Raw genomic sequence first — 13,243 nt, forward strand, 5'->3', positions numbered from 1 at the left:
GCAGCAATACTGAGCCATCGAGAGAAGGTGTTATCAGCACATCGAAGCAAGAAACCAGAACGTTGGTCAAAGAATATTAGGAACTGCCAGCCTATCGGGGCAGTACACTTAAATCCCGAAAGAGAAGCAGCGTAATAATTGACCAACTAGTGACAACTACCTTGAAAAACACCGGTTTGAGATTGGCCCAGCGAATTTTTCTTTGTGGAAAAATTATGAGCAGGAATGGTTGAATGAAGATTATTTTATTGAAGCACTTGCCCGAGCGGTTAGGATCTTTGACTTGGTATTTGATTCGAACGATAGCATCTCAATTGTCTATCAAATTTTCTCTGACGGACGCCGTAAAATACGAAGAGGTGATTTTCTATTTAAGCAGATAGCTGATGTGAAAAATTGCACCACTGAGTATTCTGACCATCGTGATATTTATACAGATACTTTACACTTTAAAAGTTACTGCTGGAAACGGGTATGTGTTTCTGGAATACAAACAAAAGATGTTGACACACGCAACCTTCTTGAAGCTATGATCAATAAAGATTTTTCGGTACGTGGCTCCTCACTAGCTGGTGAATGCTTCTTTATAAATCACGACAAAAACATAACTCTTAATTTATATGATGATCGAGGCATGGATGTTATCGCAGTGGAGAAAGATGTTCTGATTCCTCTATATGAGAAGTGTAACGATATAATTTTAGTCTATGACCGCGAAAAAATTGATAGCGTGTTCACGTAAATAGCCGGTCATCTTGTTAACCGCTCTAACAAATTAGGATTAAGGTGTTGCGTAGCCAACACTCAATCCCGAGTGTTGAATAAGCCCGATGCCTCTTTATAGAGTAAATTATGCGATGTGGTTTGAAGGGAGCATCGCGCGGCTCGATGGAATGTTTGCACGTGTTGCAATAACTTTAGACCGCCCCCTGAGTTTTACGTCATAACGGCGGTTTTGTGGATCAGTACCTTGCCTGTCGCATCTTCGCTATGGATACTGAAAGGCATGTTTGGCCACATTTTTTGACCACTACAGCTCCATGTCATTCGTTAGCAACATGGGAAAAGTAAGGAGGCAATGTGCAAGGTCGCTGCCCTAATTGTCAGGCTATGGTTTCTAAAATTCCAATATCAGGTAAGTGTCCAATTTGTCATAAAAATAGTCATAATTGGTTTGTTTACGACTGGGAAACTTATGCGTCTATGAAAAAATTACACATCAAAGGTAACTGGTTTATCATTGCTATCTCACTCATAAATTTGGCTGGTTTAATTGCTTACGGGTCTTCAAATCCGCTTCAGTGGGGGTTTTCGTTATTGTTAATACCAGCGATATTCAGCTTAATAAAGTGCCGAAAACAGCTGTTCAATCAAAAACAGTATAGAGGACATAGAGCAACAAGCATTTTCCCTTGGTTTAATGGGCTCTAATTGGACGAATAAAAAATCAAGGGGATGCATTACACTTGGCTAGTTCAGAGTTGGTACAACTTATTGTTGGCGTTACATGCTAAAGGATTACCATGAGACAGATGTATAAAGTAGCTCTGTTATTCTTACTGTTGACTCCATCATTAGCATACGCCAATGGTGGTTCTCCATTGTTGTTATTCATTAGCTTTAGTGTATTCATGGTTGGACAGGTTTGGATCCTATTTTCGGAAAGTTTATTTTTGGCTCGAATATAAAATCTGGATATAAGAAGAGCATTTAGATTTGTGTTTTCAGCCAACGTTGTTTCTACAATTATTGTTGGTCTAGGTTTTCCAATTATACTTATTTTCATCTTAATGATGCTATCTGTATTTGCACCCGGCGATTACATAAATTATATCGCATCATCCGGTATCTATGCTTATGACATGCCAAGTAACGGTATGAAATCTATATTAGCTTCATTTTTTTGGTTGTCTGTCACATATTTATTGACCGTTTATTGCGAAAGGATATTTTATAGGGGCCATTGGTATGAAATTGGTTTTAAACCAGAGTTTAGTCTCAATAAATTTGTTTGGCAGGCAAATTTTATAAGTTATTTAGGCTTGTTTCTGATTTTTACCGCAATGTGGAGAATGTAGTGATGTAATGGACGCCCCGTCCTAACCATGGATACAGAGACTATGTTTGGTGATATGGTGGCCTCCGAACATATATCGTATTTGACTCTTCAAGTGTGGCAGAGTCTGGATGAGGGTTAGTCCATGCCATTTGTTAGTTCCCCAGAGGAAGCAATCAATCCATAGGGAATTTTTGTTTCTGGTGGAGCACGCGCATAATTCGGATAATGTCGTATTCGATCCAATAGGATACGATCATCGAAATCTCAGGAATTATAAGTAATCGCCCACGAATGCTGTCTCGCTGTACACCCATTAAAGGCTGCTCAAGCAAGTTTTCTACTTTTGCTTCAATGAGGTTGTCAGTTTTCTCTGCCGCATCAGGGTTGAAGTCATAGATAAACTCAAAGATCTTTTCACGATCATTAAGTGACTCTTCTTCCCATAAAATCATTGCTTACCTCGATTACGGATTCTGGCTTTACGCTCTTCCATTCGAGATTTGGCAGTCTGGTGCTCAACGAAAATGGATTTTCCTGAGTCAAACTTCTCAAATGCTAGGTTTACTTGTTCAGTTAGCCATGCATCGTGAGATAATGTTTTTCTTTGTTGTTCAGCGAGTTGCTCAGTAAGTTCACGACAAGCATCACTCAGTGTGCGACCTTGGCTCTCAGCCATTTGTTGAGCTAGGCGTTTTGTTTCTTCATCAACACGAAATTGAATTCTAGTGTCCATGATGTATTCCTTTGTTGGTGTGTGTACAAATGTTAGCACTAGCATTTGAGATGGGCAACTCACAAACAAGGATTAAGGTGTTGCGCTGCCAACACTCAATCCAGGGTGTTGAACAAGCCCGACGCCTCTTTATAGCGTAAATTGTGCGATGTGGTTTGAAGGGAGCATCGCGCTGCTCGATGGAATGTTTGCACGTGTTGCAATGCCTTTTGATCTCCCACCCTGAGTTTTACATTGTAACGGCCATTTTATGCGTCAATACCTTGCCTGCCACAGTTTCACCATGGATACTGAACGAGCGTTTGGCAAGATCAATGCCATAGGCTGAAAAACACCGCATGATGGCTTCCGAAATTTTATCGAACCCGACTCATCAAGTGTGGCAGAGCCGGATGAAGGTAGGCATATTGTTTAAATTTGATACTATGAGAAAAAACATGAGTAAGCTGGCATTATATATTGGCATTGCTGTTACCGTTACTTTTACTCATTTTGCAAGCGCAGGAACAATTTTTTCTTGCGATACATCTAACAATAAAAAGATCGAAGTTCAGGACTTAAACCATCATATTGAGTATAGATTTGGTCGAAATTTAGAAAGTCCAGAATTGACATTATCTGTGATTCGAGATCAAGCCTCGACATGGCAATGGCAGGGCGTTGGGCGACATATGAATTATTCAGTTACCATGCCTAATGGGAACACCAATTATACTGTATTCTTTTCCGTTGATCGTGGTTCAGATGAATATCCTGTAACATCGGGTGTAATCATTGAAGTTAATAACAAAGTGATTGCTACCGTTGATTGCATTTCTGACACTTTGATTCAATTGCTAGAAGGAATTAATCTCAAGGCAACCAATTGAAAAATGTGTTTATCAAACCTGATACCGCCTCCTATAGTAAATTGTACGATCGGGGTTGAAGGTTGCACCGCCCTACAGTATAAGTTGACTGACTACACTCGTTCTTTGTCTTACGCTTATTAACTCATTGCTAGCGTGATTATCCCTAATTTGGGTGATTCGACTATTTACCATATTGGTAGTACAGCGATAGCAGGTTCTATTGCAAAGCCAATTATCGATATCGCTATTGCTTACAATGAACATTCAGCCCCTCCCCCGATGATAACAGGTGAGATGTTACAATGAATTTAGACCGCCCCCCGACTTTTACATTGTAACGACCATTTTATGCGTCAATACCTTGCCTGTCGTATCTTCGCCACTACAATACTGAATCTCTCTTTTAATGGCTAAATATCAATGCCATAGAGTGAAAGTGACATGCTGGCCTCCGAAATTTTATCGAACCTGACTCATCAAGTGTGGCAGAGCCTGATAAGGGAGGAGTCCATGCCATTCGTCAGCTTTAACATTAAATTAAGAAGGAATTTCACAATGAGAGTGGTATTGCTAGCAATGCTTACTATATTGCCTAGTTTTTGTTTTGCAGAAACCATCTCAGATGGTGATTTTGCAAAAATTAAAGCATCAACAGACAAGATCGTAGCGGCGACAATCAGCTTAGATTTCAAGACAGTTGTAGATCATATGCCGCAAAACCTGATTGATATGGCGGGCGGCAAGGATAAACTTATTCAAATGTCAGCGGAGTCTTTTCTTAAATTAGAGTCTAACGGGCTGAAAATTAGTGAGTTTACTTACAATATGCCTAAAGAAAAAACGGTAACATCACTCAATAATATTGTTCTGATTCCAACTAAAATGGTGATAACGTCTGATGCCGTAACGATGAAGTCAAATAGTTATTTAATTGCTTTTCAAGCCAAGGGGCATGATGAATGGAAATTTGTTGATGCGTCAGGCATTAAAAACAGAAAAAGCATGGAGTTTCTATTTCCTGCATATCCCAAAGACAAGCAAATACCTCAAGCAACGAATCAATTTGTCGAACCATAACGTTAAAATGAGGGATACTCACAAATATAAAACACCGCCAACATGTTAAAAAAATAGTGGCCAAAAAAGATCGTTCAACTTGAACTCGCGAAACAACGCCTGTGTTGTGACGCGAGTACATCATTGGCTTCTACCTCAACATCAGCAGGTCGCTTGTTTGCACGTGTTGCAAGGGCTTTAGACCGCCCCCTGAGTTTTACATTGTAACGACCGTTTTATACGTCAATGCCTTGCCTGTCGTATCTTCGCTATGGATACTGAATTTCACTCTCTTTGAATGGCGTAAGATCAATGCCATTCAAAGGGCATGACGCCATCTCGAAGCATCGAATTTAGGATGTCACTCAGCATGGGATGTTTACAATATGAAAGGAGATATCTTATTAAAAACGTTGGTAACGTTAATTCGATCGTAATAGTGACTGATATTTTTGGTTTATGTCAGTCGACAGACTCTCTCGTCTCTTTTTTATCCCCTCGTACAGAATCTGTAAGCATTATTGAGCCCTATCGCGGAGTAAGACATTCTTTCAAAAATGAAAAAGCGGCTTACAGTGCTTTTGTCGAAAAGTGTGGTCATGATAACTACTTCGACTTAGTTAAGAGTGTTGTCTCTGATACCAACCCAGACCTACTCATTGGGTTCAGCGCAGGGGCTAGTGTGCTATGGCGGTTAGCCGCGGAAAAAAGTCTTTGTTGTCGCCCTACAATCCTTGGTTTTTACCCTTCACGAATAAGGGAGCATTTAGACGTAATCCCAAGGCATAGAATAGAGATAATATTTCCGATAAAAGAAGAGAGCTTCGATGTCGTCAGTGTTCGTGAACGTGTTGAAAAACATGAAAATGTAAATACTGAAATAACACCATATGATCACGGTTTTATGAATGCATCCTCACTGGCATATGACGAAGGTGGGGAGTCTTTCGGATTGGCACGCATAAATAGATACCTGGATTTGATGCCATGATCATCTTTCATCAGCCCCCTAAATTACGCCTTAATATTCTAGGCTATGCGTTGACCATTGCAGCACTTATTTTACTGCTGCACCGCCAACACTGAATCCCTACCGCTGGACAAGTACGAGTTATTACTCTGTGCCATACTTTCTTGGATGAGTCACACCTGCTGGCTGCGATCATTATATGTAAATACAGATGCAGTTTGCGCGGTTCAGCCACTTTATTGACATGAGTAATCTTAACCAGTCACAGGGAGTTTAATGATGACGTCAATTGTTTTTGAAGCACAAAGACCCCTTAAAGACAGCTATGTTAAAGCGCCTGACTTGGCAATCGTCACCGACCACGCCAAAACGTCAGGGAAAAATGCCGCAGATCCATACCACTCTATCGTTGAACCTATGGATGGATGCGGTGTGTCGATACCCGTTGGGGTTCATGCCGCAGTCGGTGGAAAGCACGATGCTCCAACCCCTGGAGATATACTGTGTGCAGCGTTGGCAGCCTGTCAAGACTCATCCATTCGTATGGTCGCGAACTTAATGGGTATTGAACTCCTCGAATTAGAGGTTAACGTAACGGCTACGGCAGATGTTCGCGGTGCACTGATGATGGATAAACACGTTCCCGTAGGGTTTCAGAACATGACTTGTGAAGTCAAGATGAAGGTACGAGAAGGGACAGATTCAACGCAGTTAGAACGCCTCCAATCTGCAGCAAAGGCATGCTGTGTTGTTCAGCAAACACTTAAGTCGCCCCCACCCGTAGAGACGACATTTATTTCCTAAAGCCCGTCCATTTAGATGAAAAACAAAAACTTGCTCATGTCAGTGACAAAACTGCGCTCAGGTTTTGTCACTGTTGCAGTAAATCTGCTGTGGTCAACCATCTCCGAACAGTAAATTAGTTGATTTATCAGCCTTAGATAGCAGAGTAGCCTCTGCAGTCATATTCGAATCATCCCCCATCATTTGATAATGATATTCAGCAGGCCCATTCAATTAGACCATTTGTCATAAAATACATATAAAACCTTTTAAACCTTGGGGTAAATATTGTAATAACCCTCCCCCTTTTTTCTACAACGCCATTTTCTGCGTGCCTCAGCCTTTTTGAAGGCTCTCGCAAAATCGCCTTTTCACTGTGTTTTTCCCGCATATTGATAGGCATAGTCGAATAATTACATTAAAAACAAATGCACGGACACCGTGAAGGCTGTAGCGTTAGGATCCTCGCTTTGTCATACAAAGCATCAAGGATAACAGCTCAAGCACAGATGGTTTGAGCATACAGGGATGTGCAGTGAATAACCGAAATAATGATAAACAGAAATGTTCCTTCAAATCAGCTGTAAAGGCAGCGTGTGCCATTGGCTTACTCCTTTCATTAAGTGGATGTGAAATACTGTATGCCACGACATTAATAGGGCTCTGTACTTTTCAACCTGACCTGACGATTACACCAGACACAGTGCCTCACGCTATCGTTGGGCAGCCCTACCATACTGAGATTTCCGTCTCTAACGCTAATACCCCTATTAGTCAGATAGTTCTGATAGGAGATCTGCCCGCCGGCCTTAATTTTACCGTTAACAATGATGAAATGGCGACAATTCACGGTGTAGCCACTGAACGCGGTACATTCCCCATTCGTATTTATGCATCAGCTTATGGCACACAATGTGTTGGTCAGGAGGGAATTAATCCGTATGAACTGGTAAGCATGAACGAGTAAGAAAAAGACTTCTCTATATACATGATAAGGACCAACTATGAACATGAATCAAGTCACTCTCGCCGTGAACGATATGGATGAGTCTGTGGCGTTTTACAACACGCTAGGCTTAATTCAGATAGTGAGTGATGAGCACTATGCCCGCTTCGCGTTGCCCGACGGTGATGCCACCTTTTCTATTTACTTGGACCCTGACAAGCAGACGTTGGAACCCAGAGGTGTGGTCTATTTTGAACATGAACAATTGGATGAATTGGTCAACGCTTTAAAAGAAAAAGGGATTACCTTTCTCCAAGAGCCTGTCGATCAACCTTTCCTGTGGCGCGAGGCGATTATAAATGATCCATCAGGCAATAAAATCAAACTCTACTGGGCGGGTGAAAACCGCTTAAATCCGCCTTGGCGGATCAAGGATGAGTAATACAAATGCGAAATAAGGAATCGCCATGAAATCAACAACACAATATTGGAACCCATTATTACTGAGTCATCATAAAGAATGGGAGGTCATTGAAGGTTCTGATGGGAATTTGAGCCAGATTACCCTCGCAATGGATGAAACCAATGGTGACTATACGCGACTAACGCGATTTGCCGACGGGTATCACACCCAAGCCTTTGGCGCAAAAAGCCATGCCTACCCTGAAGAAATTTTTGTGGTTTCAGGGCGGCTTTACGATGAAGCCTTTGATATGTGGTTAGAACCGGGTCACTACGCCAGCCGTCCGTCCGGCGAGGTGCATGGTCCTTTTCTTGCTGACGGTGACGTCATTATTCTTGAGATGTCTTACCCCAGTCAAAGCCTTTAATGCTTGATACGGCATATTGAGCATATCTCCCCCCCCAAACAAAACAAAAAAACAAAACAATAGGAAGATCAAACATGGACGTCATTAATAAGCTCTATCCATCCGATGAGCAGATGGGCGTGAATCTAACCTCTCCGGCAAGGAAGCCTACGATCTTTACGGACGCCCCATGCTAGACGTACTCAAACAATATGGGGCTCACGTTGTTTTCTACTCAGAGGTAACCGATCTCATCATCGGACATGTCGACGAACTCTGGGATGGTTTCGTCATTGTCAAATACCCATCACGTCAGGCACTTCTCGACATGACGGCCTCTGAGGCATTTAAAACACTGAGCATCCACCGAGAAGCAGGATTAGCTGGGCAGCTCAACATAGAAACGCAAGTGCCTTAAACGCTATATGATGAAAAGTTTTATTAATGAGATACACGACAGACATCATTCTATGACGTGGCCGCGACACGATTAATCGCACATTACCATAAGGACAAGATCTGTGGGATCAAACAAGTGGACGATAGCGTTCGGTGGGAAAACAAAAGAGCAGCTACTGCTCGAACTTTCAACGGCAAGAACGAATTTAAATGCTTATGCGACTTTGCTATTTATGTCAGACCGTTTTCACGTTTCGCCCTCACAACAAAGAACTGAAGTCGTTGAAATTAGCGTTCAGACTCTTGGCTTTGAGGAAGGCGCGGTATTTGCCGACATTGTAAGGTCAGCAGCCTCGCAAGGTTTGTCGCTTTGTTCGCTGGAATTAGCCGTGTATTTGCGGCTACATTACCAGAATCAACCGGAAGGCAATCAAGTCACAATCGCTTCTAAACGGGCTTTCTTAGATGAGAACTACCCAAATGGTTTCTATCTTCGCGCACAAGGTGACGCACTTGGACTAAGGGGGTATCGTGCAACAAGCGACTGGGTTTGGCCAGCAGATAGCCTTTTCATCTTTGAAGAACAATGCGTATGACAAGGCCGTATGGCCTCCACCAGCTACCGTCAACTGCGCCAGATCATGCTTGATTTGAGGCAGCTCAAGCTGGTATCACCGCCATCGCCTCATAATCGTCACGACCACTGGTACCCACTTCGAGAATAACAGGTCGTTTGCTTGTAAATGTTGCAAGCCGCTTAGACTGCCCTCTGAGTTTTACATGAAGAACGCATTTTTATGGATAAACCCATTGCTCGGTGAACCTCACCATGGATACTAGGGTGTGCCCCTCAATTATGTTGCGTCCATCGCTGCTGCTATTTTCAAGCAGGACAACTTAAAAAATGTGTGATTTGGTGGGCCAAATGAGCAATTTTTAAGGCAGCCATGCGCAGAAAATAGCGAAGCCCGAAGGGTTATGGCCAAAATCCGCGCTATCTGCCCAAAATGGCTTGAAGATAGAACCACTATGTTCATCGCCATTTTGATTGCTTTCACGAATTTTGGACCTATAACGATGGTGCAAATAATTAAGGGACACACCCTAAAAAAATCGATCATGACATCCATCGTAATAAAAGTGATTGGGTTGCCGGTTTCCACCAATACTTTATCAAACCAGACTCTCGCTTTTGGTAGAACCGAATAACGAGAAATGTCAGACCGTCGTTAAGTAACTTCATTTATGTTAACAGAATCGGAAGGTATTAAATCATGGCAAAAGGAATAGTGATTAGCTTCATATTATTATCTCTTATTTTTATAATAAACAGACCGACCACCTTACCAGAGGAGACATTAAGCGTTCATGATACTAATGCGAGTTTTAAGCGTTCTGATTACGTCGGTGGCGGGTGTATAACGGAAAAATGTTTAGTGATATATCTTGCACCTTGGTGCCCGACTTGCCAGAAAATCACACCCACTATTATTTCTTTAGTTTCAGACATGGAAAAAGAAGGGGTGACTGTCACGGTAGTGGTAGGCAAAGATCAACAAGACAGAATAACAGCATACGCCAATAAATTTCCGTTCCCTGTTTTAACTGACGCTAATGGCACCTTCTTTACCAAAGCAAAGTTAGTTGGTGTCCCGTATTTTGCAGTGACAAATAGCAAAGGTAACGTTTTAAAGGATTACTTTGGTGGATATATGAGCGTGAAGTCTTTCAGAGAAGAACTTGAAATATAAATGAATATGGACGAACTCTGTGCCAAATCGACAACCCATTTGGCGCTTAATGGGGTTTTCCAGCCTAAAGGCGATACGTTTCCTTTCTTTATACTGCCACAACGGTTATTCGATAGTTACCACTCAACAAGTGGCAACATTAAAAATGTAATGATTGTATTTCTAGGCGACTTCAACAGGCTCATGACCATACTCACCGTGACGTATCGCAATGTGAGCATTTTTAAACTAACTCAATACATTGCATTTATCTTTGCAAACAATGTGATAACCAAGGAGTGCTTATGCCAAAAATTTATCTGATCTGCGGGTTTATTTGCTCAGGGAATAGTTTTGAAATGACGGACGAAATGCTTACGCTATTTTGGTCATGGTTTGAAGAACCGGGTGCCGATGAGGCATTCACTCTCATTCCGCGTGATACGTAATAATAGTGCTTGTAAATGGCATTTCTATCGATATGTGACTCTACGCCGATACATTACTCCTCTCTCATAATAAACAAAACAAAATAATTTATTTCCAGATTTGGAAGTGCCGTAAAAACACATTCATATTGTTTAGGGGCGGGATCACGTCCCTGCTATAACAACGGTTGGAATAATAATACCTATCCAAACACAACCTCATTACATGGCAGTTTTTACGTTTACAGGAGTTCGACATGAAAGAAGCGGTGCTTAAAGACGCCTTTTTGGCCCGTGTTGCCAGCAATAACCCCCACCAGCCCGAATACCTTCAGGCCGTCACGGAAGTGATCACCTCTATTTGGCCTTTTGTTGAAAAAAATCCCCACTATATTGACGCTGGTATCCTCGAGCGTCTGGTGGAACCGGAAAGATTGATCCAGTTTCGTGTCAGCTGGGTCGACGACCAAGGCAAGGTGAACGTTAACCGTGCATTCCGCGTTCAGCACAATTCCGCTATTGGCCCTTATAAAGGCGGTATGCGCTTTCACCCATCTGTTAACTCATCGGTGCTTAAATTCTTAGCCTTTGAACAGACGTTTAAAAATGCCTTAACCACCCTTCCTATGGGCGGTGGTAAAGGGGGCAGTGACTTTGACCCGAAAGGTAAAAGTGATAATGAGATTATGCGTTTCTGTCAGGCTCTCATGCTGGAACTCCACCGTCACTTGGGTGCTGACACGGATGTGCCCGCAGGTGATATTGGTGTAGGCGCACGTGAAGTCGGCTTCATGACAGGCATGATGAAAAAACTGTCGAACAGTGCGGAATGTGTGTTTACAGGTAAAGGGTTGTCGTTTGGGGGCAGCTTGATTCGTCCTGAAGCGACTGGCTATGGGCTGCTGTATTTTGTCGAAGCCATGCTCAAAGAAAAAGAGCAAACGCTTGCGGGTAAGCGCGTGGGAGTATCTGGGTCTGGTAATGTCGCGCAATATGCCATTGAAAAAGCAATAGAAATGGGTGCCATCGTGATAACGGCCTCCGACTCTGACGGCACAGTGTACGATCCTGACGGGTTTACGGCAGAAAAACTGGCTCGTCTAATGGTCATCAAAAATGAACAACGCGGACGCGTGGCAGATTACGCTCTACAGATGGGCCTTGAATACAGCGAAGGGGAAAAACCTTGGCAATATGAAATGGATATCGCCCTCCCCTGTGCCACCCAAAACGAGTTGGACAGCCATGATGCTGAAATGTTGGCTGGCAACGGCGTGCAGCTCGTTGCTGAAGGCGCCAACATGCCAAGTACGACAGAAGCGGTGGCAGTGTTTAACCATGCCGGTATTTTGTATGCACCGGGCAAAGCGTCAAATGCGGGTGGGGTTGCAACATCGGGATTAGAAATGAGCCAAAATGCGCTGCGCCTTGGGTGGAGCCGTGAAGAAGTCGATCAACGCTTACAAGATATCATGCGCCGTATTCATGGCACATGTGTGGCGTATGGCCGTGATGAGTCAGGCAACGTGAACTATGAACTGGGCGCGAATATCGCTGGTTTTGTGAAAGTCGCTGACGCTATGCTGGCGCAAGGGGTCTGCTAGACAACGACAACCCTAAGCGTAAGCGCCTTCGCTGATACTTCCATCGGAACCCCGTATTGGGTTTCCGATGGCTTATATCATCCGTTGTTACTCTCACTGGCTCCTTTTATCCACCATGCCCTTTCATCACTGAGCCCTTTCGCCCGCGACACTCGCTGCACATATTAAATGAGACACTGATCATAAGAGTTAAACAAAAAAATGATCGCGGGTGACTATTGTCGTCGTTGAGTGAAAACAGGTTGTAATATGTGCATCTCCGGTGAATGGGAATAAGGCATGTTAATGGAAGTAACGATTGAGCTATTAACGAAAACAATGAATACGGTCAAAAATAATATTGCTGTAACCAATGATGCCTTTCAGATCCAATTCACCAATGCCGCGTGGGATCAGTTTGGCGTACTCAACGGTGTGCCGCCTGATTTTAACTGGGTGGGCGTCAATTACTATTTACCCTGCCAAACCTCGGCACAGCACGGGGATGAATTCAGCCAACTAGCGATAGATGGGCTGGAAAAACTGCGTCAAGGTGAACTTGATGAGTTTAAATTGGAATACCCTTGTCACAGCCAACATGAAGAGCGCTGGTTTTTGCTGGAGATCACAACGTTCGATATGGACAAGGCGCGTTATTATGTGATTTCGCACATGGATATTACTCATCGCGTCGAGCTGGAAAGGGAAGCTTTGCGACTGTCTAAACTTGATGGCCTCACTCACATCAGTAATCGACGTGCTTTTGATGATTTCATTGAATCTGAATGGCGACGCTGCCGCCGAAATACGTTCCCGCTCTCTTTATTGCTGATTGATGTGGATGATTTTAAATTCATTAATGACACCTATGGGCATCAGGCGGGTGACGCTTGCTT

Annotated in this window: 15 protein-coding genes and 2 pseudogenes; 15 read left to right on the forward strand and 2 right to left on the reverse strand. The window is 43.0% G+C overall.

All coding sequences use genetic code 11. From position 1 onward, the window contains the following. Window positions 1-178: 178 nt before the first annotated feature. Window positions 179-742, forward strand: a pseudogene (locus L4C36_RS22340) (DUF3885 domain-containing protein); the annotation flags it as partial. Between the two features lie 1,490 nt (window positions 743-2,232). Here L4C36_RS22340 and L4C36_RS22345 read toward each other — a convergent pair. Continuing rightward, window positions 2,233-2,511 (reverse strand): type II toxin-antitoxin system RelE/ParE family toxin, encoded by a 279-nt coding sequence (locus L4C36_RS22345; RefSeq protein ID WP_428479982.1) that lies wholly within the window; start codon window positions 2,509-2,511, stop codon window positions 2,233-2,235. Continuing rightward, entirely contained in the window at window positions 2,508-2,792 is a 285-nt protein-coding gene (locus L4C36_RS22350; RefSeq protein WP_114324152.1) for a type II toxin-antitoxin system TacA family antitoxin, read from the reverse strand. The genes L4C36_RS22345 and L4C36_RS22350 overlap by 4 nt, the downstream gene beginning before the upstream one ends. Before the next feature lie 437 nt (window positions 2,793-3,229). On the opposite strand from L4C36_RS22350, the gene L4C36_RS22355 reads away from it, so the two are divergent. The 14 genes and pseudogenes from L4C36_RS22355 to L4C36_RS22420 form a co-directional block, all read left to right on the forward strand. Continuing rightward, window positions 3,230-3,661: a hypothetical protein gene (locus tag L4C36_RS22355; RefSeq protein ID WP_428479983.1), complete on the forward strand. Its 432-nt coding sequence runs from the start codon at window positions 3,230-3,232 to the stop codon at window positions 3,659-3,661. Between the two features lie 135 nt (window positions 3,662-3,796). After that, complete coding sequence (locus tag L4C36_RS22360; RefSeq protein ID WP_428479984.1) at window positions 3,797-3,949, forward strand: GrpB family protein; 153 nt, start codon at window positions 3,797-3,799, stop codon at window positions 3,947-3,949. A gap of 204 nt (window positions 3,950-4,153) precedes the next feature. Then, window positions 4,154-4,720, forward strand: a complete 567-nt coding sequence (locus L4C36_RS22365) for a hypothetical protein (protein WP_428479985.1) — start codon at window positions 4,154-4,156, stop codon at window positions 4,718-4,720. A 337-nt stretch (window positions 4,721-5,057) separates the two neighbouring features. Further along, window positions 5,058-5,690 carry a dienelactone hydrolase family protein gene (locus tag L4C36_RS22370; protein ID WP_428479986.1) on the forward strand — a complete coding sequence of 211 codons (633 nt, stop codon included), beginning with the start codon at window positions 5,058-5,060 and terminating at the stop codon, window positions 5,688-5,690. A 255-nt stretch (window positions 5,691-5,945) separates the two neighbouring features. Then, complete coding sequence (locus L4C36_RS22375; RefSeq protein WP_428479987.1) at window positions 5,946-6,473, forward strand: OsmC family protein; 528 nt, start codon at window positions 5,946-5,948, stop codon at window positions 6,471-6,473. Window positions 6,474-6,987: 514 nt separating this feature from the next. Continuing rightward, on the forward strand, window positions 6,988-7,419 hold the full coding sequence (locus L4C36_RS22380; RefSeq protein WP_428479988.1) for a hypothetical protein: 432 nt from the start codon (window positions 6,988-6,990) through the stop codon (window positions 7,417-7,419). Window positions 7,420-7,456: 37 nt separating this feature from the next. Then, window positions 7,457-7,840, forward strand: a complete 384-nt coding sequence (locus L4C36_RS22385) for a VOC family protein (RefSeq protein WP_428479989.1) — start codon at window positions 7,457-7,459, stop codon at window positions 7,838-7,840. Between the two features lie 25 nt (window positions 7,841-7,865). Further along, window positions 7,866-8,228 (forward strand): cupin domain-containing protein, encoded by a 363-nt coding sequence (locus L4C36_RS22390; protein WP_428479990.1) that lies wholly within the window; start codon window positions 7,866-7,868, stop codon window positions 8,226-8,228. Window positions 8,229-8,376: 148 nt separating this feature from the next. Continuing rightward, window positions 8,377-8,625, forward strand: a pseudogene (locus L4C36_RS22395) (DUF1330 domain-containing protein); the annotation flags it as partial. A gap of 103 nt (window positions 8,626-8,728) precedes the next feature. Then, complete coding sequence (locus L4C36_RS22400) at window positions 8,729-9,202, forward strand: hypothetical protein (protein ID WP_428479991.1); 474 nt, start codon at window positions 8,729-8,731, stop codon at window positions 9,200-9,202. Between the two features lie 678 nt (window positions 9,203-9,880). Beyond that, window positions 9,881-10,357, forward strand: a complete 477-nt coding sequence (locus tag L4C36_RS22405) for a TlpA family protein disulfide reductase (RefSeq protein WP_428479992.1) — start codon at window positions 9,881-9,883, stop codon at window positions 10,355-10,357. Window positions 10,358-10,641: 284 nt separating this feature from the next. After that, window positions 10,642-10,785 carry a hypothetical protein gene (locus L4C36_RS22410; protein WP_428479993.1) on the forward strand — a complete coding sequence of 48 codons (144 nt, stop codon included), beginning with the start codon at window positions 10,642-10,644 and terminating at the stop codon, window positions 10,783-10,785. 236 nt (window positions 10,786-11,021) lie between these two features. Further along, window positions 11,022-12,368, forward strand: a complete 1,347-nt coding sequence (gene gdhA / locus L4C36_RS22415; protein ID WP_428479994.1) for an NADP-specific glutamate dehydrogenase — start codon at window positions 11,022-11,024, stop codon at window positions 12,366-12,368. 279 nt (window positions 12,369-12,647) lie between these two features. Further along, a partial coding sequence (locus L4C36_RS22420; RefSeq protein ID WP_428479995.1) for a GGDEF domain-containing protein occupies window positions 12,648-13,243 on the forward strand: 596 nt, incomplete at its 3' end.

Source organism: Photobacterium japonica (assembly GCF_050337005.1).
GTDB classification, from domain to species: domain Bacteria; phylum Pseudomonadota; class Gammaproteobacteria; order Enterobacterales; family Vibrionaceae; genus Photobacterium; species Photobacterium japonica.

Excerpts from the sequence above, each read along its gene's own strand:
- L4C36_RS22370 (WP_428479986.1), top strand. The coding sequence starts at position 5,058 with ATGTCACTCAGCATGGGATGTTTACAATATGAAAGGAGATATCTTATT.
- L4C36_RS22390 (WP_428479990.1), top strand. The coding sequence starts at position 7,866 with ATGAAATCAACAACACAATATTGGAACCCATTATTACTGAGTCATCAT.
- L4C36_RS22410 (WP_428479993.1), top strand. The coding sequence starts at position 10,642 with ATGCCAAAAATTTATCTGATCTGCGGGTTTATTTGCTCAGGGAATAGT.
- L4C36_RS22355 (WP_428479983.1), top strand. The coding sequence starts at position 3,230 with ATGAGTAAGCTGGCATTATATATTGGCATTGCTGTTACCGTTACTTTT.
- L4C36_RS22375 (WP_428479987.1), top strand. The coding sequence starts at position 5,946 with ATGATGACGTCAATTGTTTTTGAAGCACAAAGACCCCTTAAAGACAGC.
- gdhA (WP_428479994.1), top strand. The coding sequence starts at position 11,022 with ATGAAAGAAGCGGTGCTTAAAGACGCCTTTTTGGCCCGTGTTGCCAGC.
- L4C36_RS22365 (WP_428479985.1), top strand. The coding sequence starts at position 4,154 with ATGCCATTCGTCAGCTTTAACATTAAATTAAGAAGGAATTTCACAATG.
- L4C36_RS22350 (WP_114324152.1), bottom strand. The coding sequence starts at position 2,792 with ATGGACACTAGAATTCAATTTCGTGTTGATGAAGAAACAAAACGCCTA.
- L4C36_RS22405 (WP_428479992.1), top strand. The coding sequence starts at position 9,881 with ATGGCAAAAGGAATAGTGATTAGCTTCATATTATTATCTCTTATTTTT.
- L4C36_RS22345 (WP_428479982.1), bottom strand. The coding sequence starts at position 2,511 with ATGATTTTATGGGAAGAAGAGTCACTTAATGATCGTGAAAAGATCTTT.
- L4C36_RS22385 (WP_428479989.1), top strand. The coding sequence starts at position 7,457 with ATGAACATGAATCAAGTCACTCTCGCCGTGAACGATATGGATGAGTCT.